This window comes from Mesorhizobium sp. M0491, from assembly GCF_040321265.1.
GTDB lineage: Bacteria > Pseudomonadota > Alphaproteobacteria > Rhizobiales > Rhizobiaceae > Mesorhizobium.
The window spans coordinates 198,679-224,469 of record NZ_JAMYRE010000006.1 but is presented as its reverse complement, the minus strand read 5'-3'; the positions used below and the strand labels follow the sequence as shown (position 1 = coordinate 224,469).

The 25,791-nt window shown below is 62.1% G+C and carries 23 protein-coding genes and 1 pseudogene; 10 read left to right on the top strand and 14 right to left on the bottom strand.

Annotated elements, in window-relative coordinates:
* From NKI69_RS10035 to NKI69_RS10015, 5 genes are all read right to left on the bottom strand, one after another.
* Positions 1-1,023, bottom strand: a complete 1,023-nt coding sequence (locus NKI69_RS10035; RefSeq protein ID WP_352721156.1) for a Gfo/Idh/MocA family protein — start codon at positions 1,021-1,023, stop codon at positions 1-3.
* 11 nt (positions 1,024-1,034) lie between these two features.
* Positions 1,035-3,578: an ATP-binding cassette domain-containing protein gene (locus tag NKI69_RS10030; RefSeq protein WP_352721154.1), complete on the bottom strand. Its 2,544-nt coding sequence runs from the start codon at positions 3,576-3,578 to the stop codon at positions 1,035-1,037.
* A 116-nt stretch (positions 3,579-3,694) separates the two neighbouring features.
* On the bottom strand, positions 3,695-4,714 hold the full coding sequence (locus NKI69_RS10025) for a sugar ABC transporter substrate-binding protein (protein ID WP_013530435.1): 1,020 nt from the start codon (positions 4,712-4,714) through the stop codon (positions 3,695-3,697).
* Positions 4,715-4,873: 159 nt separating this feature from the next.
* On the bottom strand, positions 4,874-5,812 hold the full coding sequence (locus NKI69_RS10020; protein ID WP_352721152.1) for a threonine ammonia-lyase: 939 nt from the start codon (positions 5,810-5,812) through the stop codon (positions 4,874-4,876).
* Positions 5,802-6,905: a succinylglutamate desuccinylase/aspartoacylase family protein gene (locus NKI69_RS10015; RefSeq protein ID WP_352721150.1), complete on the bottom strand. Its 1,104-nt coding sequence runs from the start codon at positions 6,903-6,905 to the stop codon at positions 5,802-5,804. Before NKI69_RS10015 ends, NKI69_RS10020 begins: the two co-directional genes overlap by 11 nt.
* A 95-nt stretch (positions 6,906-7,000) precedes the next feature.
* On the opposite strand from NKI69_RS10015, the gene NKI69_RS10010 reads away from it, so the two are divergent.
* From NKI69_RS10010 to NKI69_RS09985, 6 genes are all read left to right on the top strand, one after another.
* A complete protein-coding gene (locus NKI69_RS10010) occupies positions 7,001-7,786 on the top strand; it encodes an IclR family transcriptional regulator (RefSeq protein WP_352441979.1) in 786 nt (261 codons plus the stop codon).
* Positions 7,787-7,915: 129 nt separating this feature from the next.
* Entirely contained in the window at positions 7,916-8,665 is a 750-nt protein-coding gene (locus NKI69_RS10005) for a GntR family transcriptional regulator (protein WP_023809444.1), read from the top strand.
* Positions 8,666-8,796: 131 nt separating this feature from the next.
* Complete coding sequence (locus NKI69_RS10000; protein WP_502900169.1) at positions 8,797-10,311, top strand: putative N-acetylmannosamine-6-phosphate 2-epimerase; 1,515 nt, start codon at positions 8,797-8,799, stop codon at positions 10,309-10,311.
* Between the two features lie 52 nt (positions 10,312-10,363).
* Positions 10,364-11,689, top strand: a complete 1,326-nt coding sequence (locus NKI69_RS09995; protein WP_502900166.1) for an ABC transporter substrate-binding protein — start codon at positions 10,364-10,366, stop codon at positions 11,687-11,689.
* Positions 11,690-11,745: 56 nt separating this feature from the next.
* Positions 11,746-12,612 carry a carbohydrate ABC transporter permease gene (locus tag NKI69_RS09990; RefSeq protein WP_352721143.1) on the top strand — a complete coding sequence of 289 codons (867 nt, stop codon included), beginning with the start codon at positions 11,746-11,748 and terminating at the stop codon, positions 12,610-12,612.
* Between the two features lie 2 nt (positions 12,613-12,614).
* Complete coding sequence (locus NKI69_RS09985) at positions 12,615-13,436, top strand: carbohydrate ABC transporter permease (RefSeq protein ID WP_352721141.1); 822 nt, start codon at positions 12,615-12,617, stop codon at positions 13,434-13,436.
* Here the strand turns inward: NKI69_RS09985 and NKI69_RS09980 are convergent.
* The 9 genes and pseudogenes from NKI69_RS09980 to NKI69_RS09940 all read right to left on the bottom strand — a co-directional run bounded on the left by NKI69_RS09980 (position 13,426) and on the right by NKI69_RS09940 (position 21,990).
* Positions 13,426-14,553 (bottom strand): NAD(P)/FAD-dependent oxidoreductase, encoded by a 1,128-nt coding sequence (locus tag NKI69_RS09980; RefSeq protein WP_128303908.1) that lies wholly within the window; start codon positions 14,551-14,553, stop codon positions 13,426-13,428. The two genes, NKI69_RS09985 and NKI69_RS09980, sit on opposite strands and share 11 nt — an antisense overlap.
* A 176-nt stretch (positions 14,554-14,729) precedes the next feature.
* On the bottom strand, positions 14,730-15,119 hold the full coding sequence (locus NKI69_RS09975; protein ID WP_155930552.1) for a hypothetical protein: 390 nt from the start codon (positions 15,117-15,119) through the stop codon (positions 14,730-14,732).
* Positions 15,120-15,200: 81 nt separating this feature from the next.
* Positions 15,201-16,328, bottom strand: a complete 1,128-nt coding sequence (locus NKI69_RS09970; RefSeq protein WP_352721139.1) for a GMC family oxidoreductase — start codon at positions 16,326-16,328, stop codon at positions 15,201-15,203.
* Positions 16,329-16,465: 137 nt separating this feature from the next.
* Positions 16,466-16,807 (bottom strand): annotated as a pseudogene (locus NKI69_RS09965) (GMC family oxidoreductase N-terminal domain-containing protein); the annotation flags it as partial.
* Positions 16,808-16,863: 56 nt separating this feature from the next.
* Positions 16,864-17,895, bottom strand: coding sequence for an extracellular solute-binding protein (locus NKI69_RS09960; RefSeq protein WP_352721137.1), 1,032 nt, complete (start codon positions 17,893-17,895; stop codon positions 16,864-16,866).
* 104 nt (positions 17,896-17,999) lie between these two features.
* Positions 18,000-18,788, bottom strand: a complete 789-nt coding sequence (locus NKI69_RS09955) for an ABC transporter permease (protein ID WP_127292325.1) — start codon at positions 18,786-18,788, stop codon at positions 18,000-18,002.
* Positions 18,785-19,684, bottom strand: coding sequence for an ABC transporter permease (locus NKI69_RS09950; RefSeq protein WP_031212568.1), 900 nt, complete (start codon positions 19,682-19,684; stop codon positions 18,785-18,787). Before NKI69_RS09950 ends, NKI69_RS09955 begins: the two co-directional genes overlap by 4 nt.
* The gene (locus NKI69_RS09945) at positions 19,681-20,775 is read right to left on the bottom strand and encodes an ABC transporter ATP-binding protein (protein ID WP_352721134.1); all 1,095 of its coding nucleotides are present in this window, start codon (positions 20,773-20,775) and stop codon (positions 19,681-19,683) included. The genes NKI69_RS09950 and NKI69_RS09945 overlap by 4 nt, the downstream gene beginning before the upstream one ends.
* Positions 20,776-20,859: 84 nt before the next feature.
* Positions 20,860-21,990 (bottom strand): branched-chain amino acid ABC transporter substrate-binding protein, encoded by a 1,131-nt coding sequence (locus tag NKI69_RS09940; protein WP_127271535.1) that lies wholly within the window; start codon positions 21,988-21,990, stop codon positions 20,860-20,862.
* Between the two features lie 193 nt (positions 21,991-22,183).
* Here NKI69_RS09940 and NKI69_RS09935 point away from each other — a divergent pair, with 193 nt between their 5' ends.
* From NKI69_RS09935 to NKI69_RS09920, 4 genes are read left to right on the top strand one after another with little or no spacing between them, the layout of a single operon-like run.
* Complete coding sequence (locus NKI69_RS09935; RefSeq protein ID WP_023809431.1) at positions 22,184-23,101, top strand: branched-chain amino acid ABC transporter permease; 918 nt, start codon at positions 22,184-22,186, stop codon at positions 23,099-23,101.
* 1 nt (position 23,102) lies between these two features.
* A complete protein-coding gene (locus tag NKI69_RS09930; RefSeq protein ID WP_023809430.1) occupies positions 23,103-24,278 on the top strand; it encodes a branched-chain amino acid ABC transporter permease in 1,176 nt (391 codons plus the stop codon).
* Positions 24,275-25,060 carry an ABC transporter ATP-binding protein gene (locus tag NKI69_RS09925; RefSeq protein WP_352721132.1) on the top strand — a complete coding sequence of 262 codons (786 nt, stop codon included), beginning with the start codon at positions 24,275-24,277 and terminating at the stop codon, positions 25,058-25,060. The genes NKI69_RS09930 and NKI69_RS09925 overlap by 4 nt, the downstream gene beginning before the upstream one ends.
* Positions 25,053-25,754, top strand: coding sequence for an ABC transporter ATP-binding protein (locus NKI69_RS09920; protein WP_352721130.1), 702 nt, complete (start codon positions 25,053-25,055; stop codon positions 25,752-25,754). Before NKI69_RS09925 ends, NKI69_RS09920 begins: the two co-directional genes overlap by 8 nt.
* The last annotated feature ends 37 nt before the right edge of the window (positions 25,755-25,791 follow it).

Here is a 25,791-nt window from a genome sequence, read left to right as displayed (position 1 = left end):
TCATCGGATGTGCCAATCTTCGACCGGTTCGCGCAGGCCTGATTTGACGCTGCGCAGGATTGCATCATTGACGGCGACGGCGCGCAGGGCGTCGCCGACCGGCATCACGAAAGGGGTGTCGTCGCGAACCGCCGAAATGAAATGGTGGACCTCCTCGAAGAGATCCCCGGTGATACGGCCATTGACGGTCGGCCAGTGCAGGGCGTCGGGTTGCGACCACTGTCCACGCGACAGGATGCGTAGACCGTGGTCGCGCACGTCGAGGTCGATCATGCCTTCCGTGCCGATGATTTCCGTGCGTGCCCAGATGCCGGTCGGAACGGTCGGTGGCAGCGTCCAGCCGAAGTAGAGCTGTCCGCTCATTCCGTTCGACAGCTCGACGGTGGAGAAGATCGCGTCTTCGGATCGAACTCCGAGCGAAGGCATGAGCTTGGCGACGGGCCGGGAGTAGACGGCGATGATGTCCGAACCTGAGATCCATTGCAGCGCATCCACGTCGTGCACGCCGAGGTAGAAGCAGACGCTCGAGTTTCCGTTCATGCGAAGACCGACTTCGCGATTGGTGAAACGGCCGCTGCTGCCGTGGATCGGCTCGCCGATCCGCCCGGATTTCACCGCTGCCGCGGCCTCGCAATAGCGCGGGTCGAACCGCAGGATGTGGCCGACCAACAGGCGCGCGCCGTTTCTCTCCGCCGCTCTAGCAATCGCCTTGGCAGCGGAAAGATCGTGAGCCATCGGTTTTTCGAGCAGCACCGGCTTGCCGGCATCGAGCAGCGTGCGGCAGACGTCTTCATGCAGCGTGTCGGGTGCCGCCACGATATAGGCGTCGGCGGCATTGGCGGTCAGCGCGGTGGTGGCATCGCGGAAATACCGGGCACCGAAATCCGACGCGGCCTTGCTCCCCGTGGCAGCATTCGGATCAACGAATGCCGACAGTTCGGCGACAGGGCTCGCGGCAACCACCTGCGCATGCAGGAGACCCATGTAGCCGGCACCGACGATGGCAATCTTTAACTTGCTCAAAGGGTTTCTCCTTACAGGCATGTTGCAAGGTTGGATGCTGGCCGGGGTGCGCAGGCTGGTGATGTGATCGTGCGATCACCGAAGGCCAGCGTCATCACGTCTTCTTCCGTCGCCCCACGAGCCAGCGTGCCGACAGAGTGGCCTTCGCGCATGACGACGATGCGGTCGGCAACGCCGAGAACCTCGGGCAACTCGCTCGACACCATGAGGATCGCCGCGCCCTCGGCCTTCAATCTTGCGATCAGGTGATGGAGTTCGGATTTTGCGCCGACGTCGACGCCGCGTGTCGGCTCGTCGAGCAGGATGATCTTCGGCTTGGTGGCAAGCCATTTGCCGATGACGACCTTCTGCTGATTGCCGCCCGAAAGCTCGATGGTCATCTTGTCGGGCTGGGCCGGCCGCACCCCCAGTGAGCCGATGAGATCGCGCGCGAGTGCCAGGATGCGGCGAGGTCTCAGCAGGCCGAAGTGACTGTTGTCGCGAATCCAGGCGAGGGACAGATTGTCCCTGATCGACATCGTGCCGACGAAGCCTTCCAGATGCCGGTCTTCGGGTATGTAGACGATGCCGGCGCGATTGGCGGCCTTGGTGTCGCCGCCGGTCTGCTGCCCGCCGAAAATTCTAAGCGTGCCGCCATGCATGGTCTCGAGGCCGGCAATCAGCCTGAGCACCTCGGAGCGGCCGCTTCCCATCAGGCCGGCGAGCGCGACGATTTCGCCCCTGCACACGCTGAGCGTGGCCGACTTCAAGAGCTTGCCATCGGAGATGTTGCTGATCTCGATCGCGGTTTCGCCGACTTGCGCTTCGAGATAGGGGAAGATGTCGCCGACATCGCGCCCGACCATCATCGAGACGATCTCGGCCTCGCTAGTCTGGCGGGTCTGGCGCTCGCCGATGAAGCGCCCGTCACGCAGAACGACGACGCGGTCGCACTGGCTGAAGATCTCTTCCATCTTGTGGGAGATGTAGAGGATGCCGGCGCCGCGAGCTCTCAGCCTGTCGATCAGGTCGTAGAGTTGGTCGCGCTCGCGGTTGGAGAGCGCGCTGGTCGGCTCGTCCATGATGAAGAACCAGGCATCGGACAGAACGGCACGGGCAATTTCCACCATCTGCCGGTGTCCGACGGAAAGCGTTCGCAGCTCCGCGCCAATGTCAATATCGAGCGACAACTCGTCCATGATGGATTTCGCATTGCGCCGCATCCGGGCCCGGTCGAGAAATCCCAGGCGGGTATGCGGTTCGCGGCCGATGAAGAGATTCTCCGCCACCGTCAGGTCCGGCGAAAGGCTGAAATGCTGATGGATGACGCTGATGCCCTTGGCGTCGCTGGGGGAGTGGAACTGGACGGCGTTGCCGTCGATGACGATCTCACCCTCGTCCGGGCGATGCAGACCGGAAATGCACTTCACCAGCGTCGATTTTCCGGCCCCGTTCTCGCCGGCAAGTCCTACCACCTCGCCGGCCGAGACGGCAAAGCTGACACCGTCGAGTGCCTTGACGCCCGGAAAAGACTTGCCAAGCCCGCGCAAGGCGATGCTGTGTTTGCCGACCGGTGTTGCGGCGGTGTTGCGGGGCGACGGGGTGGACTTGCGGCCACCGGTCTTGAACAGGGCGGCGACACTCTCCGGCTGGCTGGTGAGAACGGCCACCAGAATGAGGCTCGCGGTCACGAAATAGATCAGGATCTGCGGTACCTGCAGGAAGGACAGGCCGGTGTTGATGACGCCCAGCAGCAGCGCCCCGATCGCCGTTCCCCAGATGGAGCCCTGGCCGCCGGACAGTTTCGTGCCGCCGATGATGGCGGCTGTGATGGCTGTAAATTCGAGGCCGGTGCCGGCAAGCGGCTGTGCCGAACCAAGGCGGCCGATGGTGAGTATCGCGCCGAGCCCGGCCGTTGCGCCGGCAATCAGGTAGACGGAGATGCGCACGAGGTCGACGGGAACCAGTGAGGCCCGCGCTGCTCCCGCATTGCCGCCGACCGCATAGATCCAGCGCCCGTACACCGTGCGATTGAGCACGAACCACCAGAGGCCTAGGCAGATGGCGGCGATGATGACGGAGACCGGCAGGAGGCCGATCGTCTCGCGTCCCGCGAAAAGCAGGACCGGATCGGCGACCGCGATACTGGATGCGCCTGAGAGACTGAGCGCCAGGCCGCGCGCAAACGCCATGGTGGCGAGCGTTGCGATGAATGGAGAGATGCCGGCAAAGCCGATCAGCGCTCCATTGAGCAGACCGATTGCGGCACCGCCACCGATCGCGGCGAGAAGGCTCAAGCTCGCCGAGCCGGTTGCCGTGTAGGCAAGGCCCGCGGCGATGCCGGAACAGGCAAGGTTGCTGCCGACGGAAATATCAATGCCGCGCGCGATGATCACGGCCGTCATGGCAAAAGAGATGAGAGCGATGACCGCACTCTGCTGCGCGATGCTGACAAGATTGCCGGTCGACAGAAAACGCGGATCGATCCAGCCGAAGACGGCGATGGCGACCAGCAGCACCGCGATGAGAACCGGTTCGTTGCGCCGCAGTAACGGAGAGGTCCAGGACTGGAACATGGGTTGGTCCTCTTATCGAGCATCATGCGCGGTCACCACGGAAGCGGCGACGGCGATCGTCAGGAAAAGGGGACGCCGGATGATATGTCATCCGGCGCTTGAGCCGCTTTAGGCTGTTACTTTGCCAGGGTCATGGCGGTCGCCGGAACCTTGGGACCGAGTTGCTCGGTATAGTTCTTGGCTTCCACCGCCTCCTTGTCGGTATTGATGTATTCGAAGGTGAGGCCATCCGCCTTGAGCTTCGCCGCCGTCGCATCCGAGGTCACGAAATAGGTCGGCATGTAGAGATCCTGCGGCAGCTTTTCGCCGTTGGCCAGGCGAGCGGCAACGGCGATGTTCCAGTAGCCGACACGGTAGGCGCCGGTCAGCACGTCCATCACCATCTTGCCGTCGTCGATCAGCGGCTTCATCTCGGCGTCGCCGTCATAGCCGCCGTAGAGCAGCTGGGTTCCCATCGAGCTGGCAACGGAATCGGCGGCCAGGCAAAGGCTGTCGGAGATGCAGCCGATGGCCTTCAGATCCGGATAGGTGGTGAGCCAGGTCTGGGCGGCATTGGTTGCCTTGGCTGCGTCCCAGCCGGTCGGCTCGATCCCGACCACCTTGATGTCCGGAAACTCCTTTTTCAGGGTTTCGACAAAGCCTTTTTCGCGCGTGTCGGACACGAAGTTGCCACGCGAACCGACAAGCAGAGCGACTTCGCCCTTGCCGCCAAGCGACTTGCCGAGCGCGCGGGCAACCATCGACATGTTGTCGTAGTCCGGATAGAGCGTCGAATAGTTCGAGCCGGCCTCGACCTTGTTGCCCATGGTGATCACCGGAATGCCGGCGGCGGTGGCTTTCTGGATGACCGGAATGACCGCATTCTTGTCGATCGGATCGATCAGGATCGCGCTGACGCCCTGATTGATGAAATTCTCGATGATGCTGACCTGTTTTTCCAGACTGCCCTCGGCGCTCTGCCAGGTGGATTTCACCCCATAGTCGGCGGCAGCCACGTCGCCCGCTTCCTTCATGCGGACAAAGAAGGAATTCTGCAGGTCGATTGCCGCAAGCCCAAGAACCTTTTCCGCGGCAAGCGAGGGCGTCGCGATGGCGAGTGCGAGCAGGGCAATGGATGCTTTCAGGGAAATGCGCATGTTTCAGTTCTCCTCTTGTTGCGACAGGGCGATTCTTCGCCTCTTTTTCATGTTCCGCACGACGACCGTCCCAGCGACAGGCATTCCGGCGGTATTCCGCGGCACTCGTGCCGTATCCATGTCAGGGCCGCGTCCTGCGTGGACCGACCTTGTTCAACCTCAGCCATTCAGGCCTTCGACACCGGCGCCGCAGACAAGCCCGGCGATGCGGGCGCCGCGCGGTGGCTTGAAAGCTCCGCTCGTCAACGCGGCCAGCGATGCCGCCCCACTGAGGTCGGCGGCAATGCCGAATTCGAACCAGAGTAATTCAGCGGCCTTCTGCATGTCCGCATCACCGACAAGGACGATGTCGTCGACGTGTTTGGCGACGATCGCGTAGATGCTTTCGTCCGTGCGGCCGCAGGCCATGGTCGCCACCTTCGTCGTTATCTCGGGCAAGCGAACGACACGGCCGGCAGCCAGGGAGGCATGAAGGGTCGGTGAACCGGTCGGCTCGACACCAATGATCCTGGCTTCAGGTTTGACATCCTTCAGGACTTCGGACATGCCGCTGATAAGGCCGCCACCGCCGATCGCGACGATGTAGATGTCGGCATCGGGAATCTGTTCGACCATCTCCAGCGCCACGGTTCCCTGACCGGACACGATCTGCGCATCGGCGAATGGATGCATGTAGAAGGCGCCGCGCGCCTTTGCCTCGGCCGATGCCGCCTCATGCGCTTCATCCCAGACATTGCCTTCGAAGCGAACGTCAGCGCCCCATTTGCGCAGCTTTTCCGCCTTCAGCGGGCTTGCATTGTTCGGCAGGTAAATGGTGGCGGGAACGCCGGCCCGGGCAGCCACACAGGCGGTGGCCAGGCCATGATTGCCGCCGGATGCGGCGACCAGTCCGTTTTCGATCCGGCTCGGCTCGAGCGTCTTCACCCGGTTCGTGGCGCCCCGGATCTTGAAGGAGCCGCTCACCTGGAGGCACTCGAGTTTCAGATAGACATCATTTTGAAGGTTTGCGCCCGCGGCATGGTCGAGCTTGACGACCGGGGTGCGCCGTATGAAGGGGGCAATGCGCCGGGCAGCCGCAATGATGTCCTCATGGCTCATCGGTCAGTGCCTCCGGATATTCGTTGGCAAGCACGAAGCAGCAATTCCCCGGACGCACGCGGCCGGGCTGACGCTTGGCGAAAACGATGCCGTCGATGGGGTGAAGGAGATCGATGGGCGCGCGGGACGGTGTGTGGAGGAAGTGAATGCGTCCGGCAAGGTCGCCTTTGCTGACGGCACTGCCGAGCGGGCTCAAGGGCTCGAAGACACCGTCCTCCTCGGAAAGCAGATAGCCTTCGCTTCCGGGCACCTTGAGCACGCGTGCGTTGGCGCCAGGGGCAATGTCAGGCGCACCCTTCAGGACGCCTGCATGTTTCAGCACATTGCGGATGCCCCTGCGGCAGATGGCCAGCGCATCTGGACTGACAAGGCCGCCGCCGGCCATCTCACTGCCGATGACGATCAGCCCCTGGTGGTTGGCGGACGCGGTCGAGGTCCGGGTTTCACCGAGATTGTCGACCATGACAACGGTCGGCGCCCCGAAGGCGAGCGTCGCCCTGATGTTCTTGCGATGCCCTTGCGCGGTCGGGGATGGCTCGATGATCGCGCTCGGCAGGATCATCAGGGACGAACCGCCGGAATGGAGATCCAGGAAGTAGTCGGCCATCGGAAACAGGATGTCATGCACGTAAGCCGCGATCTGGCTTGTCAGCGTGCCGTTGAAATCGCCCGGAAAACTGCGGTTGAAATTCAACCCGTCGACCGGGGAAGTGCGGGTGCCGGCCTCGACAGCCCGAATGTTGATGGCCGGAATCGCAATGATGCGACCGGCAATATCCCGTGGATCGATCTCGCGCAGAAGCTCGCCGAGCGCGATCGGCCCTTCATATTCATCGCCGTGGTTGCCGCCCTCGATCAGGACCGTCGGACCGTCTCCGTTCTTGATGACGGCGAGCGGAACCCGGACCGTGCCCCAGGCATCGTCGTGCGGCGATTGGGGCACATGGAAGAAGCCGATCTGCTTGCCCTCGCGATCGAAATCGACCGACGTGTAAACACTGTTGTTCCGGGGAGTGATGGTCGCGCGGACAGTGTTTGCAGGTCTCTGTACGGTCATCGGGTCGGCCTCGAAATTCATTGTCCCCGTCATCATGTCAGTTTTATATATGGTGTCAAGTTTGGATATAAAACCAATGGCAATTTCAATTTCTTGTCTCTATCGTGCGTGGACCGCCGGGGATTCTTCGAATGTCAGATGACGCAAAAGAGAGTGGCAAACCGACCTATTCGGCCCCGGCGCTGAGCAAGGGCCTGGATGTTCTGGAACTGCTGGCGGAAGCGCGGGCACCCTTGACGATGAAGGAGATCGCGGAAGGCCTCGGCCGTTCGAAGAATGAGATATTCCGGATGCTGATCGCGCTGCAGGAACGTCAATACATCGAGCGCAACGCCGAGACCGACGCCTATTCGTTGACCGACAAGCTTTTCAAGCTGGGGCTGCACACGCCGAGCGCTCAGGATCTCATGTCCGCCGCCATGCCCGAACTGACGCGGATTGCGGGGAACTCAAATCAGTCGCCGCACCTGGTCGTCTTCAATCACGGCTTGACCGTCGTAACCGCGGCCGTTCCCGGGGGCGAGGACATGGCGTTCACGCTTCGCCTTGGATACGGTCGTCTGGCCACCGACGCGACCTCCGGCCATGTGATACTTGCCTTCCAGCCGCCAAAGGTCGCGGCGCGGATGATCGATGAAAGTGAGGCGCACTCCCCGGCGCCGCTGGATCGTGACGCGCTGGAAAAGCAGCTTCGGATCATCCGCGCGGACGGCTACTGGATGCGCGAAAGCCGCGACTTCGTCGGCATCACCGATATCTGCTGTCCGGTCATCGGACCGGACGGCAGCGCCGTCGCCTCCATTATCGTCGCCTATATCAATCGCCATACGCGTGAAAGCCGCCATGCCTTTACTCTGGAGGTCCTGCGCGCGGCCTGCGATCGCATCTCCATGAAGTTGTCACCGCGGGTTCGCTGAGGGATCGTGGTGGGCCGGGGGCGCGGACGAAGCACCGTCCGCTGGCCGTTTGCACCGGATTGGTAATACCAGTATAGGTCCAGTCAGGAATGTTCCGATCCAGGGTGCTTCTCGCGCGGAGGAAAGGCAATGACAACCGTGAACCTGATCGGGCTTGTCAGTCGGGAAATGGAAGCGACAGCGTCCGATGTGCCGCTTTACAGGCGGTTGAAATCGGCGATCGAGGCAGCGATCCGCTCCAATGCATTGAAGGCCGGCGCGGTTCTGCCAGGCGAGCGGGTTCTGGCGGAAGCCCTGTCGATCTCGCGAGTCACTGTGAGAAAGGCCCTGGCGCTGCTCGAAGAGGAAGGGCAGCTCAATCGCCGGCACGGTTCCAAAACCGAGATCGGGTCGCGGGTCGAGAAATCGCTTTCGACGCTGACGAGCTTTTCGGAGGACATTCTGGCGCGCGGCCTGAAGCCTGGATGTCTATGGCTTTCCAAGCAGATAAGCCGCCCATCCCCAGCCGAAATGATGGCCTTGGGTATTGCAGGCAATACCAATGTAGTTCGCATGCGTCGTGTGAGGACGGCCGATGGCGCGCCGATCGCCGTCGAGGTCTCGGCCGTGCCGGTTCGCTTCCTTCCTTCGCCCGAGATGGTTCAGGATTCCCTTTATGAAGCGCTTGATGCACGCGGCTTCCTGCCTCAGAGGGCAGTCCAGCGCATGCGCTCGCGCGGCGCGTCGCTGGAGGATGCGAAACATCTTCATTGCGAGCCGGGCGCACCGCTGCTGATGACCGAGCGCCGCTGCTTTCTCGCCGACGGACAAATCGTCGAATACTGCGAGACACGATACAAGGGCGACGTCTACGATTTCGTCTTCGAGCTGCAAAGGTAATACCAGTTATGAACTGGTTGTAATCTGGTATTTTCCATTTATCGTGATGGCGACAAGGGAGTGCCGACGTGCAGCGGGAAGACATCACCAACAGTCTCATCGTGTCCTGCCAGCCGGTTCCCGGCGGCCCGATGGATAGTGCGCAATTCGTGACAGGCTTTGCCAAGGCCGCTGTTGAAGCCGGAGCCAAGGCCCTGCGCATCGAATCCGTGCCCTATGTCGCGGCCGCCCGCCTGGCCGTCCGCGTGCCGATCATCGGTATCGTCAAGCGCGATCTCACCGACAGCCCCGTGCGCATCACACCCTATCTGTCCGATGTCGAAGCCCTGGCCGAGGCGGAAGCCGATATCATCGCTTTCGATGCGACGGACCGTGTCCGTCCCGTTCCTGTCGAAGCGCTTGTGAAAGCCGTCAAGGCCAGGAACAAGCTGACCATGGCCGATTGCTCTTGCCTTGACGATGCGCGCCGGGCCCTTGCCGCGGGTGTCGATTTCGTCGGCACGACGCTTTCCGGCTATGTCGGCGGGCCGGAGCCGGAGGATCCGGATATCGCCCTCATTGCTCAAATGCGAACCTTGACCCCCTACGTCATCGCCGAAGGGCGTATCCGGTCGCCTGAGCAGGCGGCTGCCGCCGCGCGCGCCGGCGCCTGTGCCGTGGTTGTCGGCTCGGCGATCACCCGTACCGAGCACGTCACCTCATGGTTCCATCAGGCGCTTTCCGACGCCTATGTGGCGAGGGGCGCGCAAACCGCCCTTGGCACAAGTGTCCTGGGCCCAACCGTCCGGGGCTCAACCGTTCTGGGCCCATCCGTCTTGGGCATCGACATCGGGGGAACCAAGACCATGGCCGCGCTGGTCAGCGGCGGCAAGGTGATCGAGGACATGATCGTGCCGACCGCGCGAGAGGCTGGACCCGACGCCTGGCTTGCATCCTTGGCGCAAAGCACGTCGGCCTGGTCGAGCCGCTTCAGTCGTATCGGCATTGCGGTGACCGGATTGGTAGAGGATGGACGCTGGTCGGCGTTGAATCCGGCAACCCTCGGCATTCCCGACGGCTACCCGCTGGTCGAAAGGGCGTCCTCTGTTTTCGGCAAGCCGGTCTGTGCGGTCAACGATGCCCAGGCAGCTGCCTGGGGCGAATACAAATTCGGCGCCGGGCAAGGTCGCGACATCGTCTTTCTAACCATCTCGACCGGAATTGGCGGCGGCATCGTTTGCAACGGCCGATTGCTGTCCGGTCTTGCCGGTCACTTCGGTCTGATCCGTAGTCTGTCTGAAGACCGGGCTCCGCTCGAGGACGGCACCTCCGGCCGCTGGATCGCTTCGCAAGCCCTCAAGGCCGGCTTCAAGGCCGATGCCGTCGATGTGTTCAGGCGTGCGCTGAAGGGCGAGGCCTGGGCCGGCGCCATCGTCTCGCAGAGCGCCTCGCGGGTCGCGACGCTGTGCCGGGACATTCAGATGATGTTCGATCCCAAATTGATCGTCATCGGCGGCAGCATCGGTCTTGCAGAAGGCTATCTCGACCGGGTGCGCGCACATCTGAGCGAGGTCCCGCCGCGCCTTTCCCCCGATCTCGTAGCGGCGAAGCTCGGAGGCCACGCCGGCGTCATCGGTGTTGCCGATCTTGCCGAATGGGCAAGGTAACGGCGCGCCCGATCATGTCATGCAAAAATCATCAAAAAAGAAGGGAACGATCATGAAATTGAGCAGGACGTCTTTTGCGCTTATGGCCACCCTCCTTGCGGGGACGGCTTTGCCGACCTCTGCCAACGCAACCGTGACCGTGCTCGGCTGGCCTGGCGGCTCCGAGGAAACCGCACTGCGGGCAACCGTGGAAACCTACAACACGCAGGCCAGTGATGCCGACAAGGTGGAGTTGCTGTTCTTCAACCGCGAAGGCTTTTACGACAAGCTGCAGGCCGACATGGCGGCCGGATCCAGTGCCTTCGACGTGAACCTCGTCGCCACCTACTCGCTCGGTCGCTACGCGCCCTATATGGAGCCGATCGATCTTGGCGCGGACGCGGCCAAGGTTTTCGGCGAATCCGTTCTCAAGACGATGCAGTTCGACGGCAAGCAATACGGCGTGCCGACAGACCTTTCGTTGCACTTCATGTACTACCGCAAGGATCTCATCGACGCCTTGATCAGGGATGACGCCGCCAGGAAGACCTATGGTGAAATCGCCCAGAAGTATCTCGGCAAGCCGCTGCAGCCGAAAGACCCGGACAGCTGGACCTGGGACGACTGGGGGGCCACCGCCCTCTATTTCACCAAGCGGGTGAACCCCGACAGCCCGGTGCGCTACGGCACGGTCCTGCAGATGAAGAACCTGCTGTTCAACATGATGGTCTTCCAGTCGCTGCCGCGCTCCTACGGCGGCGACTGGATGGACAAGGACGGCAATGTCACGGTGGATTCCGATGCCTACAGGACAGGCCTCGAGCTCTACAAGAAGCTCTATGATGCCGGGTCGTCGCCCAAGGATTCGCTGAGCTACGAATATGCGGAAACCAACGCGGCCTTCGCATCCGGCCAGGCCGCGACAGCGCTCCAGTGGAACGCCGCGGCGGCGGATCTGACCAGCACCGAAAAATCCCCGGCCGTCGCCGAGGTGACCGGGATCATCGCGCCGCCGGCAGGTCCCGACGGACGCGCCGATCATATCCACGGCCTTGGTTTGGGCCTCAACAAGAACGCCAAGAACAAGGAAGGCGCCGTCAAGTTCCTGAAGTGGCTCGCCACCGAGGATGCGGCCTTGCTCTATGCGCGCAGCGGCGGTTCGCCGGCATTGTCTCCCGATGTCGTCGGCAAGGTTGCGAAGGAACGTCCCGACCTCGTCAAGCTCGGCGAATTCGCCAGCAAGTACGGCTATGTCATGACCGGAGCGACGTCCGCGAATGCGCTCCCGGTTTATGAGCTGCAGGCAAAGGAGTTCACCGGCTACTGGTCCGGCCAGCAGAGCCTCGAGGATGCGCTCGCCCACACCAAGGCGGGCATGCAGGACCTTCTGAAGAAATAAATTATTGGCCGGACGCCGGGCCGAGGCCCGGTATCCGGCGCGTTTGGCGGATCGACATGGCCCTTGTGACACGTGCCGAAGGCAGGAAGTATCTGACGCCGCTGGTCGGCTTCCTGCTTCTGTTTCTCGGCTTTCCGGCGATCGTCAATCTGATCTATTCCGTTTCGACCGTCACATTCGAGACGTTGCGCAGTCCGGTGTTGAGCGGTTTCGGTAACTATGTCGCGGTGTTGAACGACCGCGAATTCTGGAGCTCGGCCTGGTTCTCTCTGCGCTTCGGTATTCTTACCGCATCGGCGGAATGTCTGATCGGCCTTTTCCTTGCCATCTTCCTGGCGCCGCTTCTGAGCAAGCGTCCAGTCCTGATGGCGCCGTTGATGCTGCCGCTGATGGTCGCGCCGGCCATGGTCGGTCTCATGTACCGGCTGGTGCTGCATGAATTCGCGGGCCCCGTCCCCTACTATCTCTTCGAATGGTTCGGCGACAGCCCGGCCTTCCTCGACATCGACAATGCCTTCCGCACCCTTGTCGTCGTGGAGACGCTGCAATGGACGCCTTTCGCCTTCCTGCTCTTCTACATGGCCTATTCGGCCATACCGCTCGACGTGCGCGAAGCCTCCTCGCTCGATGGCGCATCACAGTTTGAGATCGTCCGCTGGATCGACCTGCCGTTGATGAAGCCGACGCTGGTCATCGCGTTTTTCATCCGTTTCATCGACGGTTTCAGGGTGTTCGACAATGTCTACGCACTGACCGGCAGTGGCGCTGGCGGTTCAACGACGTCCTTGTCGATCTACATCTATCAGGCTTTCTTCAAGGAAGGGGCTATCGGCAAGGCGGTCGCCGCCTCGGTTGTGCTGTTCCTGGCTTCGTTCATCGTTCTCCACGGCCTTAACCGGCTTGCCGGCCGCAGGAAGCTTTGACGATGGTCAGGGCACTGCGCTGGATCGTTTTTGCCATCGCCGTGCTGGCGATGAATTTCCCCATTATCGTGACGCTGATCACATCGCTCAAAAGCCAGCGCGAGCTTTCGACGAACCCCGGTTTGTGGATCAGCCAGCCGACGCTCGAAAACTATCTGGAGGTCCTGACGCAGACCAGCCGCTTCAACATCTATGCCTATCTGCTGAACAGCACCGTGGCGGCGCTGATTGGAACCGGCCTTGCGATCGCGCTCGCGTTCCCGGCTGCCTATGCGATCGCGCGTAGCGAGGCGGGAAAGCGCTTGGTCCTGCCGATCGTCATCAACCTTCGCGCCGTGCCGCTGATCATCTTCGCGATCCCGCTTTACATGATGTACCAGTGGCTGGGCCTGCTCGATACGCGGATCGGGCTCGGGCTCATCCTGACCATCGTCAACGCGCCGCTTGCGCTCGTCATCCTGGTGAACGCGATTTCAGATGTACCGGTCGAACTCGACGAGGCGGCGAAAGTCGATGGCGCAAGTTCCTTGCAGGTGATGATGATGATCGTCCGGCCCGTCATCCGACCGGCGCTCGTCACAACCTTCATTTTCGGCTTCATCACTGCCTGGAACGAGTTCCTCTTCGGCCTCATGCTGACAACCAGCCGTGCCGTCCCGATGACGGTCGGCGCATCGTTTTTTTTCGCCGCAAGCGGCGGCGGCGTAAAATGGGGAACCGCTTCCGCGGTCATGATGCTGGGCGCCTTGCCGCCGGCCTTGCTGGGTCTTGTGATGTATCGGCAGATATCAGGATCCATGACCGCTGGAGCGGTCAAAGGCTAAGGCAAGACGAGTTCGTCGTTCTGACTAGTTGGACAACCCTATCCGACAGGGCGAGCGCACTTGTCAGGCCAGGTGACTCGATTCCGAAAAGACTGATCAGCCGTCCGGACGAATCTGCCAGAATGTCGAAATCGCCGAACTGCAACCCGTTCGTTTTAGGCCGCAGCCCGCAATAGCTCGGCTCCAGTTCCCCGTCCCTCAGCCCCGGCCAATAGCGTCGGATGGCCGCGTAAAATGGCGTGGCCCGAGTTGGGTCGACCGCGTAGCCGACCTCATCGACGGGCTCGACGTCCGGCCCGAAACGAACCGATCCGCCCATATCCAGCGTCAGGTGAACTCCGAGGCCGCCTGGTTCCGGAACCGGATAAACAAGATGGTTGAAGGACGGGCGGCGTCCAAGCGCAAAATAATTGCCTTTGACGTAGGTGACATCTGGGATTTTGCCGCCATGCCCGCCCGCGAGGCTTCGGGCAACGAGATGGGCTGACAATCCGGCCGCATTGATGACCAGATTTGCGGCGATCCTATAGCCTTCCATATCGCCGCCAAACTGGAGCTCGCAGCCCGTTTCGTCGACGCTCCCGCCGAGAACCGGCGCGCGAAACGCAAAGGTGGCACCGGCATTCTCGGCATCGCCCTGTAGCCCCAGCATCAGCGCGCGGCTGTCGACGATCCCCGTGCTTGGGGACAAAAGCGCGCCGGCAACGTCCAGTTCAGGCTCAAGGCGTTCCACATCCGAGCGGCTGAGCATCTCCAGGTCCGCAACACCATTGTCCGCAGCCTTGGTCCGGATCCCCTCCAGAATCGGCAATTCCGCGTCGCTGGCGGCGACGATCAGCTTGCCGATGCGTTTGTGCGGAATCCCGCGCGCTTCGCAATAGCGGTAAAGCGCGTTCTTTCCTTCGACGCATAGCTGCGCTTTCAGGCTGCCCTTCGGATAGTAGATGCCGGCATGGATGACCTCGCTGTTGCGGCTCGACGTGCCCAGCCCGGGGCTGTCCTCGGCCTCCACGACAAGAACTTCGCGTCCATCGAGCGCCAGCTGCCGCGCAATCGCCAGGCCGACGACGCCGGCGCCGATGACGATGCAATCGACTTTCTCGTCGGGGACCTCCATCGTCAGTCGCCAGACCCTAGGGAACAATGCAGGACGTGCAAGCAGGCCTCACCAGAATTGCGGACCCACCGAAGGCGCCGCCAGCATGAGATGTCACCACAAGCATGACATGTCACTCCACCGCCGAGCAAATAGAACGAGATGTCCAGACCGATGCCGTTCATCGGCTGCTGGGTTCAATTCAAACTTGCGTTGTGTGGCGCACGCAGCGCAATTTGTTTGCGTCCCGTTGCATTGATGCCAACCGCGATCTCGGCGGCCCTGCCAAGGTCGTGCTTCAGAACCCAGACGCGCGGCGAAAGTTCATCGTCTTTCTGCAAGGGCAACTCGGCATCTCCGCGCAGGAGGCGGATACGATGCTGGAGCACTGCGCCAACTCCTTCGTCGGCATCTTCACGACCTTCGACCGTCGGTTTCGCCAGCGGTTCGCGAAGGCCGACATCGAAAGGCTGCTGCGCGAGATCAACGGCGAGGCGGATGAGCGGGACGATCAAGCCGCTTGAATTCGATGGCGCGTGCCCGCCGCAGCCCAGCTGCAAAAGGTAGCGGTTCAATGTTTGATTCACTGAACCGCTCCAACTTATTGTTTTTGCGCGGCTACTGAAGGAAGGCCGCTGTACGCCTTTCCTGGAGTTGCGCTACAGAAATTATCCCCGGCCCAGGATCATCTCCGCTGCCCGCTGCCCGATCATCATGCTGGGGGCATTGGTGTTGCCGCCGATCAGCTTCGGCATCACGGACGCATCCGCGACCCGCAAGCCACCGATGCCGCGCACCTTGAGCGTTGCCGGGTCGACGACGGCCATCGCGTCGGTCCCCATCTTGCACGTCCCCACCGGATGATAGACGGTGAGCGCTTCGGCACGCAAATAGGCGAGGATCTCGTCATCGCTGCGAACATCCTTGCCCGGCAGCATCTCCGTCCCCCTGATCGGGTCGAACTCGGATGCGGCAAAGATTTGACGCGCGATCTTGATGCCTTCGACCAACACCCTGGCATCCTCGTCGTTCGAGAAGAAGCGATGATCGATCAGCACATCCCGCTTCGATGCCTGGCCTGACAGTTTGAGTTCGCCGACGCTTTTGGGCCTGAGCACGCAGGTGTGGATTGCGTAGCCATGGCCGTACTCCACCAGCCTGCCGCGATGGCTGCGATAGCCGGGCACGAAGTGGAACTGGATGTCGGGAGTGCCGATCGCATACTTCGTCCGGGCAAAGCCGCCGGCTTCGACATAGTTGGTGGTGAGCATGCCCTTGCGGCCGGCAAAGTACCGGAAAGGCGCAGCCAGCACGCGGGGCAAGTTGGGCAGCGACAGGCCGAGCGTCTTCGTGCTCGAGGAGCGGACCGTGATCATGCCGTCGATATGGTCCTGAAGGTTCTTGCCCACGCCCGGCAGATCGACAACCGGCTTTATGCCGATCGCCTGCAACTCGGCGGCTGCGCCGATGCCGGACGCCAGCAGGATCTTCGGTGAATTGATGGCCCCGGCCGAAAGCACGATTTCGCGGCGGGCCGACAGCGTCTTCTGCTCGCCCTTGTGCCGCACCCGTACCCCTGTCGCGCGCCCCTGGGCTATATCGAGGTCGATCACTTCGCATTCGCTGAGGATTGTGAGATTCTTGCGATCGAGCACCGGGCGCATGAAGGCGGTGAAACTGCTGAAGCGCTGGCCGCGATCCTGGGTGACATTGTAGATGCCGAGGCCGAACTGGCTTTCGGCATTGAAGTCGCTGTTGGCCGGAAGACCGGCATTGTTGCCGGCCTTGACGAACATCGACGACAGCACATTCGGATCGCGCGGTCGACCAGCAGTTCCCCGCCTGTACCGTGGTAGTGCGGGTCTTGGCCAAGCAGGTTGCGCTCGAGCTTCTTGAAGACGGGAAGCACGTCGCTGAATGCCCAGCCTGCGCAGCCGAGTCGCGACCACTCGTCATAGTCCTGCGCGGCGCCCCTGATGTAGACCATCGAGTTGATCGAACTGGAGCCGCCCAATGCCTTGCCGCGATTGACCGGAATCCTGCGGCCCTTGAGGTTGGGCTGAGGCACGCCGACATAGCAGTAGTCATAGTTCGGATTGCCGTAGAGCGAGAGGATGCCGGCAGGCACCTTGACCCGCAGGCCGCTGTCGCTGCCGCCGGCTTCGATCAGGCACACTTTGTGGGACGGGTTGGCGCTCAGGCGATTGGCAAGGACGCAACCGGCCGAGCCTGCGCCGATGACGATGTAGTCGTAGTCAAGATTTTCGGTCTGCATGGCCAGCCCCTTTGAGAATGGAGATGCCGGGGCGGCGCGCGCCCCGGCTGAGCGGCTCATTGCAGAAGCTGCGTCCAGACCTTGGTGACGAGTTCCTGCGCCGCCGGCGAGCAGGCCTGGCCCATCTTGACGGGAACGGTCGGGAACAGCTCCGGAGCGTTCTCCTTGTTGTAGAGCGCCTTGCTCTCGTCGATCTTCACCGGCGAAGAGTGGCCGTAATAATTGTACTGCGCCGTCGCGTTGTCGATCTGGGTCATGAAATCGATGAACTTCTTGGCGTTCTCGATATTGGCCGCGCCCTTCGGCACGACATAGGAATCCAGCCAGCCGACCAGACCTTCTTTCGGCATCGCGTATTCGACATTGGCCTTGTCGTTGCGGCGAAGCCTCATGGTGTTGCCGTCCCACCAGAAATGGGCGGCAACCTCGCCGCTGCCGATGCGGTTTTCGATGTTGTCGCTGGAATAGGCCGCCACGAATGGCTTCTGCGCCAGCAAGAGGTCGAGCACGCGCTTCATCTCCTGCGGGTCTTCGCTGCAATATTTGATGCCGAGATAGTTTTCCGCTGCCGGTATGACTTCGTCGGGCTGCGCCAGGCTGGCGATCTTGCCGCGCAGCTCCGCCGGTGGCTCGAAATAGGTCTTCCAGCTGTCGACCGGGCCTTTGTAGAGGTCGCGGTTAACGGTGTAGCCGGCATTGCCGAAGGCGAGCGGGATCGAATGATTGCCTGTCGCATCCCACCACGGTTTCTGCCAGTCCGGCAGGACTTGGCTGTAGGCCGCCATCGAGCTGGCGCCGAAATCCTCGAGCAGCCCACTATCGATCATGATCTTCACGAAGTGCTGCGAAGGCGTGACGATGTCGTAGCCCGACGAGCCGGCCTGCAGCTTGGTCAGCAGGTCCTCGTTGGATGAGAAGGCGTCGACCGTGACCTTCATGCCGGTTTCCTTCTCGAATTTCGTGACCATCTCGGGCGAGATGGAATCCGCCCATGCGTAGATGGCCAGGCTGCCCTCGGCGAGAGCGGGCACGCTAAAGGCGAGGCTCATGGCACCGGCCATGGCGAGCGCTGCAATTTTAGTCGTCATGTCATTCCCCTGTTTGTTGTTCTCCCAAGGGCGACGATAACAAACCGTCGGGTTCGATAAATTCGATTTGCCCGACGCCTTGATTAGGAAAAACTACGCCGCTGCTACTGCCGTCGCTGAAGCAGGAAGGCCACGGTCGCCAGCACTACCGAAACAATCATGATCAAGGTCGAGATTGCGTTGAGCTGCGGCGACACGCCCTGCTTGATCAGGGAAAAAATGTAGACCGGCAGCGTGGTGGCGCCACCGGAATTCAACAGGTTGCTGGTGATGAAATCATCCATCGAGATGACGAAGGCGAGCATGGCGCCGGCGAACACACCCGGCAGGATGAGCGGCAGCGTGACGCGACGAAAGGCGACCCAACCGGTTGCATAGAGATCGCGGGCGGCTTCCTCCAGATCGAAGTCCATTCCCTGCAGGCGGGCGCGTATCGGCAGGAAGGCGAACGGGATGCAGAAGGTGGTGTGGGCGATCATCAGCTTCACCATTCCGTTGGCGAGCCCGATCTCGGAGAAGAGGATCAGGACGGCGACAGCAACGACGATTTCGGGCAGGAGCAGCGGCAGGTTCACCACCGCTTCGGAAATCCGGCGGAACCGGACATCGCGGCCGCGCACCAGCACCAATGCCGCCATCAACGCGACAAGCGTCGAGGCGACTGTGGCGACCGCGGCAACGAGCAGGGAGGTCTTCACCGCCGTCATCAGGTTCGCGTTGGACAAAGCGGTGGCGTACCAGTGCAATGAGAAGCCGCCCCAATTGGAGACGATCCGGTTCGCATTGAAAGAGTAGAACACCACGACGGCGATGGGCAAATAGAGATAGGCGAAGAAGATCGCGCTGAAGAGACCGAAGCCCGGATAGCGCCTGACATCATCGTCCGCGTTCATGCCGCACGCTCCAGGCCTTCGGTGCGCATCGAGCGCAGACCCTGGAAAATCAGGAAGACCATGACCGCGGCCATCAGCACGATGGCGATGGCGGCGCCGAGCGGCCAGTTGCGGGCGCCACCGAACTGCAGCTGGATGAGATTGCCCATCATCATGGTCTTGCCGCCGCCGAGCAGGGTCGGCTCCAGGACCGCGCCGAGGCTTGGAACGAACACCAGGATCGCGCCGGCGATCATGCCGGGCCGGGTGAGGGGTAGGATAACGCGGCGCAATGTGGTGAGGCGGTTGCCATAGAGATCATGCGACGCCTCGATGAGCGCAGGATCGAGCTTTTCGATCGAGGCGAAGATCGGCAGGATCATCAGCGGAATGTAGCTGTAGACGAGACCGAGCAGCATGGCGGTGTTGCCGAACAGCAGCGAGTCCATGTTGTCGACGAGGCCGAGACCGCGAAGGGTCTTTTCGACGACACCATCCTTGCCAAGGATGATGATCCAGGAATAGACGCGCACGATCATTGAAACCCAGAATGGCAGCGTGACGAGATAGATCAGCAGCACTTTGATCGCCGGCCGCTGCAGCGCGATGAAATAGGCGACCGGGAAGCTCAGAAGCAGGCAGATCGATGTTGTCACGGCCGACAGGACCAGCGTCCTGGCAACGACGATGAGATATTGCGGATTGAACTCCAGCTCGCCGGTCCAGCCTTCGTTGAACAGCAGCTGCTTGTAGGGCGCGGTGGTGAACACATATTCGAACCCGCCGTAAGGTCCGCGCGTCGAGAACGACACCACGATGATGATACCGATCGGGATGATCAGCGTCAGCAGCATGATGAGATGGGCCGGCAGCAGGCCGAGGACATTCCAGTCAGGAGTTTTTGTGGGTGCCTTCATGCGCCGAGGATCCGCACGGATTCGGCGGCAAAGCCAACTTTTACCGATTGCCCGATTTCGAACATCTGGCCGCGGCTGACGCTGTTGCGCTTGGAGATGCGCAGCTTGGTGCCGCCCGCTTCAATCAGATAGTATGTGTAGCCGCCGAGATAGTTGGTGCTCATGATCGTGCCGTCGATAGCGATCGGGTTGTCCTGGGCGGGCAGGCTGATTTTCTCCGGACGTATCGAGATGAAGGCCTTCTGCCCGGCGACCGCTTTCTTGTGAGAGGCCGTCAAGGTCATGCCGAGCTGCGTTTTCACGGTTGCCTGCTCGCCGTCCACGGCAATCACGTCAGCATCGAGGAAGTTGGTCTCGCCGATGAAATCGGCGACGAAGCGGTTCGACGGCTCCTCGTAGATCGCCGCGGGTGTGCCAAGCTGCTGGATCTCGCCATCGCCGAGAACGCAGATGCGATCCGACATGTCGAGCGCTTCTTCCTGGTCGTGGGTGACGAAGACGAAGGTGATGCCGGTCTTGCGCTGCAGGATGCGCAGTTCGTCGCGCATGGCCTGGCGCAGCTTCAGGTCGAGTGCCGAGAGCGGTTCGTCGAGCAGCAGCACTTCCGGTTCCGGCGCCAGAGCGCGGGCGAGCGCGACGCGCTGGCGCTGGCCGCCCGACAATTGCTGCGGCTTGCGCCCGGCAAAGGCCTCCATATGGACGAGACGAAGCATATCGGCGACGCGCGTATCGCGGCGGTCCTTTGACCAGCCGAGGTTTTCGAGCCCGAAGCCGATGTTCTGTTCGACGCTCATATGCGGAAACAGGGCGTAGCTCTGGAAGACGGTGTTGACCCGCCGCTTATGAGGGGGAAGTCCCTGTATGTCCGAGCCGTGCAGGAAAATCTGCCCCGCCGTCGGCCGCTCGAAACCGGCGATCATGCGCAGCAGGGTGGTCTTGCCGCAGCCGCTCGGGCCGAGCAGCGTGAAGAACTCGTTGTCGTAGATGTCGAAGGAAACAGGCTTCAGCGCCTGATAGGTGCCGAACACCTTGGAGACGCCCTTGATCTCGACGGCCTTTCGAGGTGCGCCGTTGCCGGCCTCGTCATTCATGGTCAGGCGCTCCGGTCAGGACTTTTTGCGAGCTCGGCGGTGATCGACGCCGCGCCACGAGAACGGGCGGCGTCGATCAGGTAGTTACATCTTCTCCCATTTGCCGCTGCGAACGACGAACATGTCGATGTCGATGGCCATGTTGGTCTGTCCGTTGGCATCGAACGAGACGTCTCCCAGAATGCCGTCGTGGTGGATGTCACGAATGGCCTTGCTCAGCGCTTCCTTGTCGTCGAGGCCTTTTTCCTTGATGACCTGAAGCAGGATCTGCGTCGCCTCGTAGGCATATTTCGCATAGGAGCCGGCAGGATCGGGATAAGCCTTGGTTTCATAGGCCTTGTTGAATTCCTCGAGCTTGGGGTTCGACTGGACGGCCGGAGTTCCGGCGATGGTGCCCTCGGCTGCAGCTCCCGCGATCTCGATGAATTTCGGGTCGTAGATGCCTGAAATTCCGTACATCGGCAGATTGCCCATGCCGAGGTCGGCCATCTGGCTGCGCACCAGCGCTGCTTCGGTGACGACGCCGCCGAAATAGACCGCGTCGGGCGACGCTGCCTTCGCGGTAGTCAGCATAGCGCGGAAATCGGTCGTGCCGACAGCCGCGGCATCCGAAGAAACGACCTCGCCGCCGGCCGCCTTGAAGAAATCGCCGAACCATTTGGTGTTGGCCGCACCGTAGTCGGTCGTGTCGGAGATGATGGCGATCTTCTTGATCTTGCCTTGCTTGGCGATGGCTTCGGCCAGCGGCTTGTTCTCGTTGACCAGCGTCGGCGTCACGCGGGTCACGTTCGGGAAGTTCTGTTCGGTGATCTTCGGGCTGACCGCGCCCCAGACGATGAACGGCATCTGCGAGCGGTTGAAGACCGGGATCGTCGCCAGCGCGACCGAGCTGTTCCAATGCCCCGTTGCCGCGACCACCGCGGGATCGTTGACCAGCTTCTGCGCCGCCGAAACGCCGACGGCCGGATCGGAGGCGTCATCGAGCACGACGCCTTCCACCTGGTGCGGATAGCCGCTGGCATTGGCCTGCTCGATGGCGAGCAGGAAGCCGTTGCGGGCGCCGAGGCCCTGCTGGGCGTTGCCGCCGGAGAGCGGCCCGATGAAGCCGAGCTTGATCTGGTCGGCCTGCGCCTGGGCGGCGCCCAGGGCGATGGCAAACAGAGAGCCGGCCAGAATTGACGATACGCGGATAAGCGCACTGCGCCTGTTTTGCATGGTTCCACCTCAAACAGAATTATCTGCCGCCGTCGTAGCGACCCGGCCGATCGTGATCGTCGGCTGATCATCAGTGTACGGGCGCGTATTCAGTGACGAAATTCGGAAATTGTGACTCGTGAGTTCGGAGATTCGTTCTGTCCGCCCGGGATGGCGGTTGATACCTGTCGGCTTCAATCGAGAGACGGACCGCATGGCGGAACTGCTTGTCCAGCAACTGGTGAACTGGATAACCCTTGGCTGCATCTATGCCTTGCTGGCGATCGGATTCAGCCTGATCTTCGGTGTCTTGAACGTCATTCATTTCTCGCATGGCGATGTCGCGATGACGGCGCCGTTCATCACGCTGGCGCTTGCCCAGGCGTTGGCGACCGCTCTTGGCGCCTCGGGGCCCGCCTGGCTGGTGCTTGCGGTTCCGGTCGCCGTGCTCGCCGTCGGTTTGATCGGCGTCCTGCTCGACAAGGTGGTCATCAGGCGCTTCCGCGATGCGCCCGCCATGATGGCGCTGGTGGCGACGGTGGCGCTCGGCATCGTCATCCGCGAGCTGATCCGCCATCTCTATCCGCAGGGATCGAACCCGCATGCCTTCCCGCGCCTGGTGTCGGGCATGGCTTTCGAAATCTCCGGTGTTGCCATCAGTTGGTTCGCGCTGCTGGTGGTGGTGCTGACCGTCGCGCTGGTTGCCATGCTGTTTGTCTTCCTGCGCATGACCCCGCTCGGACTGCGCATCCGGGCGGCCTCGGAGGACCGGGTTGTAGCGCGCATGATGGGCATCCGCGATGCACGCGTCTTCCGTGCGACATTCTTCATTGCCTCGGCTATCGGCGCCATCGCCGGACTTCTGTTCGCAAGCTATGCCGGCGTGACACGGTTCGACTTCGGCGTCATGGCCGGCCTGCTCGGCTTTTCCGCCGCGGTGATCGGCGGCCTCGGCTCGATGCCGGGCGCCATATTGGGCGGACTGATCATTGCCGGCATCGAAGTGCTGGCGCAGACATTCGTGCCGGACGGCGCTTCCTACCGGCTGGTCTTCGTCTTCCTGCTGGTCATCGCCGTGCTCATCTTCCGCCCCGCCGGCCTGCTTGGGCGCACCGTCATGGAGAAAGTCTAGCATGCAGGGTCGTGCTTCACCCGACGTGCCGGGCATAGCCGCGGCCACGGTCTTCGCCATCGCCTCGCAAATCATCGGGGCAGCGTTCCTGTACCTCATCCTCAGAGTCGACGGCGGCTGGCAGGTGGTCGGCCTGCTGGCCTTGCTCGGCCTCGGTTTCTATCTGCTGGAGAGGCTGCCGTGGATCGCCGACTATGCGTTGGCGAGCTTTGCCCGGGTTCCGCTCGTGGCGATGATCACTGCGGCGGTCATCGTCCTGGCCTTTCCGTTCTTCGTCGGTTCGAACACCTATATCCTTCATCTGCTGATCGTCGCCGAGCTCTATGCCGTGCTGGCGCTGGCGCTCAATTTCCAGCTCGGCAGCGCCAACATCCCGAACTTCGCCACCGGCGCTTCCTACGGCATCGGCGCCTACGTGTCGGCGCTGCTGGCGATCAATTTCGGCGTCAGCTTCTGGCTGACGCTGCCGGTCGCGGCGCTGGCCGCGACCTTGTTCGGTTTCATCATCGGCATCCCGTCGATGCGCACGCGCGACACTTATCTGGCGCTTGTCACCATCGCCTTCGGTGTCGTGGTCCAGCAACTGCTAAACAATTTCAGTTGGACCGGCGGACCGAACGGACTGGTCGGCATTCCGGCGCCCAGCCTGTTCGGCCATTCCTTTGCCGATCCGCTGGTGATCTTCGGCTGGAAGCTGCCGAGCCAGGCGAACTTCTATTATCTGTCGGCTGCATTGGTCGTCGTCGCCATCGTCACCGCGCACCGGCTGCACGGCTCGCGCATCGGGTTGGCCTGGAACGCGCTGCGCGCCGACGAGATCGCCGCCAAGGCGCAAGGCATCAACGTGGCGTGGTTCAAGGTGCTGGCCTTCGCGGTCGATGCCTTTCTCGCCGCTTTTGCCGGCACGATCTACGCCTTCTACGTGTCCTACATTTCTCCCGACAATTTCACCTTCCTGGTCTCCGTCACCATCATGACCATGGTCATCGTCGGCGGCATGGACAATATTTTCGGTGTCATCGTCGGTGCGTTCCTGCTGACCATCCTGCCGGAGAAATTGCGCGCGTTCGCCGACTACCGCCTGCTGTTCTTCGGCGTCGTCATCATCGGCTTCCTGATGATCCGGCCGCAAGGCCTGTTCCCGCAACGCATGCGGCGCTACGGAGGCGAGCCGTGAGCGCGCTTCTCAAGGTCGAGAATTTGACGATGCGCTTCGGCGGCCTGGTCGCGCTCAACGATGTCAGCCTGTCGATCGACAAGGGCGCGGTGCTCGCCGTCATCGGCCCGAACGGCGCCGGCAAGTCGACGCTGTTCAATGTCGTGACCGGCGTCTACCGGCCAACCTCCGGTCGCGTGACCTTCGACGGCGCCGAGATCACCGGCCGCCCGTCCTACGAAGTTGTCGACCGCGGCATCGCCCGCACATTCCAGTCGTCGCGTCTGTTCTCCGACCTCAGCGTCCTCGACAACGTGATCATCGGCATGCACACCCGCACCAGGACCGGCGTGCTAACCGCGCTGTTTCGGCCCGGCGCGTCGCGCCGTGAGATGGCGGCCTGCGTGGAAAAGGCCGAAACCCTGCTCAAGCTCGGCTCCGGCGACCTGTTCGAACAACGCTACCGGCCAGCGGGCACGCTGGCCCAAGCCGACAGGCGGCGGCTGGAAATTGCCCGCGCGCTCGCATCACAGCCCAAGCTCTTGCTGCTCGACGAACCTTCGGTCGGCATGGACGACACGGAAACCGACGCACTGGTGGCCGACATCACGCGGCTGCGCGTACAAAACCCTGCTCTGTCGGTGATCCTGATCGAGCACGACATGCGGGTGGTCGAAGCGTTCCCGCAGCATGTCACCTGCATCGACTATGGCAGCAAGATCGCCGAGGGCGACTTCGCGGCGGTGCGCGCCGACCCGCGCGTCCAGGAAGCCTATCTCGGGAAGGCTTTCGCCCATGCTTGAACTCAGGGATGTCGATACTTCCTATGGCGCGGTGCCGATGCTGCGCGGCGTGGCGATGAGCGTGCGCCCCGGCGAACTGGTCTGCCTGCTGGGGCCGAACGGCGCCGGCAAGACGACAACCTTCATGACAGTCTGCGGCGTCGTGCGAGCGCAGCGGGGCAAGGTCGAGGTGATGGGCAAGGACATGGCGACGCTCGGCACGGAAAACCTCGCGTCGCTCGGCGTCGGGCTCGTTCCCGAAGGGCGCCGGCTGTTCCCCGGCCTGACCGTGATGGAGAATTTGCGCCTGGGCTATGACGCGGTGTCGGGCAGGGGACCCAACTTCGCGGTGCAACTGGACAAGATGTGCAAGCTGTTTCCGCGCATCCGGGAGCGCCTGCGCCAGGTCGCCGGGACTTTGTCGGGCGGCGAACAGGCGATGGTGGCGCTGGCGCGCGCCCTGATCGGCGAACCCAGACTGGTGATCATGGACGAGCCGTCGCTCGGTCTCTCGCCAAAACTCATCGGCGAGTATTTCGAGATCACAAGGGAGATCCATCGCCAAGGCACGACCATCCTGTTGATCGAACAGAATGCCGAAATGGGGCTGGGCATCGCCGATCGCGGCTATGTGCTGGTCAAGGGTAAGGTCGCCCAGGAGGGGCCGGCAAAGGAGTTGCTCTCGTCCAAGGCGGCCAGAAGCCTTTATCTCTGAGCCGTCCGTTTCTTCTGTCTCGACAGTGATGATCCAC

Bases quoted from the DNA above. Each gene is read 5' to 3' on its own strand.
- NKI69_RS10015 (WP_352721150.1), bottom strand. From the start codon at position 6,905: ATGATGACGGGGACAATGAATTTCGAGGCCGACCCGATGACCGTACAG.
- NKI69_RS09995 (WP_502900166.1), top strand. From the start codon at position 10,364: ATGAAATTGAGCAGGACGTCTTTTGCGCTTATGGCCACCCTCCTTGCG.
- NKI69_RS09935 (WP_023809431.1), top strand. From the start codon at position 22,184: ATGGCGGAACTGCTTGTCCAGCAACTGGTGAACTGGATAACCCTTGGC.
- NKI69_RS09970 (WP_352721139.1), bottom strand. From the start codon at position 16,328: ATGTTCGTCAAGGCCGGCAACAATGCCGGTCTTCCGGCCAACAGCGAC.
- NKI69_RS09950 (WP_031212568.1), bottom strand. From the start codon at position 19,684: ATGAAGGCACCCACAAAAACTCCTGACTGGAATGTCCTCGGCCTGCTG.
- NKI69_RS09930 (WP_023809430.1), top strand. From the start codon at position 23,103: ATGCAGGGTCGTGCTTCACCCGACGTGCCGGGCATAGCCGCGGCCACG.
- NKI69_RS09945 (WP_352721134.1), bottom strand. From the start codon at position 20,775: ATGAATGACGAGGCCGGCAACGGCGCACCTCGAAAGGCCGTCGAGATC.
- NKI69_RS09960 (WP_352721137.1), bottom strand. From the start codon at position 17,895: ATGACGACTAAAATTGCAGCGCTCGCCATGGCCGGTGCCATGAGCCTC.
- NKI69_RS09990 (WP_352721143.1), top strand. From the start codon at position 11,746: ATGGCCCTTGTGACACGTGCCGAAGGCAGGAAGTATCTGACGCCGCTG.
- NKI69_RS09955 (WP_127292325.1), bottom strand. From the start codon at position 18,788: ATGAACGCGGACGATGATGTCAGGCGCTATCCGGGCTTCGGTCTCTTC.
- NKI69_RS10010 (WP_352441979.1), top strand. From the start codon at position 7,001: ATGTCAGATGACGCAAAAGAGAGTGGCAAACCGACCTATTCGGCCCCG.
- NKI69_RS10030 (WP_352721154.1), bottom strand. From the start codon at position 3,578: ATGTTCCAGTCCTGGACCTCTCCGTTACTGCGGCGCAACGAACCGGTT.
- NKI69_RS10000 (WP_502900169.1), top strand. From the start codon at position 8,797: ATGGATAGTGCGCAATTCGTGACAGGCTTTGCCAAGGCCGCTGTTGAA.
- NKI69_RS09940 (WP_127271535.1), bottom strand. From the start codon at position 21,990: ATGCAAAACAGGCGCAGTGCGCTTATCCGCGTATCGTCAATTCTGGCC.
- NKI69_RS09980 (WP_128303908.1), bottom strand. From the start codon at position 14,553: ATGGAGGTCCCCGACGAGAAAGTCGATTGCATCGTCATCGGCGCCGGC.
- NKI69_RS10025 (WP_013530435.1), bottom strand. From the start codon at position 4,714: ATGCGCATTTCCCTGAAAGCATCCATTGCCCTGCTCGCACTCGCCATC.
- NKI69_RS10020 (WP_352721152.1), bottom strand. From the start codon at position 5,812: ATGAGCCATGAGGACATCATTGCGGCTGCCCGGCGCATTGCCCCCTTC.
- NKI69_RS09920 (WP_352721130.1), top strand. From the start codon at position 25,053: ATGCTTGAACTCAGGGATGTCGATACTTCCTATGGCGCGGTGCCGATG.
- NKI69_RS10005 (WP_023809444.1), top strand. From the start codon at position 7,916: ATGACAACCGTGAACCTGATCGGGCTTGTCAGTCGGGAAATGGAAGCG.
- NKI69_RS09985 (WP_352721141.1), top strand. From the start codon at position 12,615: ATGGTCAGGGCACTGCGCTGGATCGTTTTTGCCATCGCCGTGCTGGCG.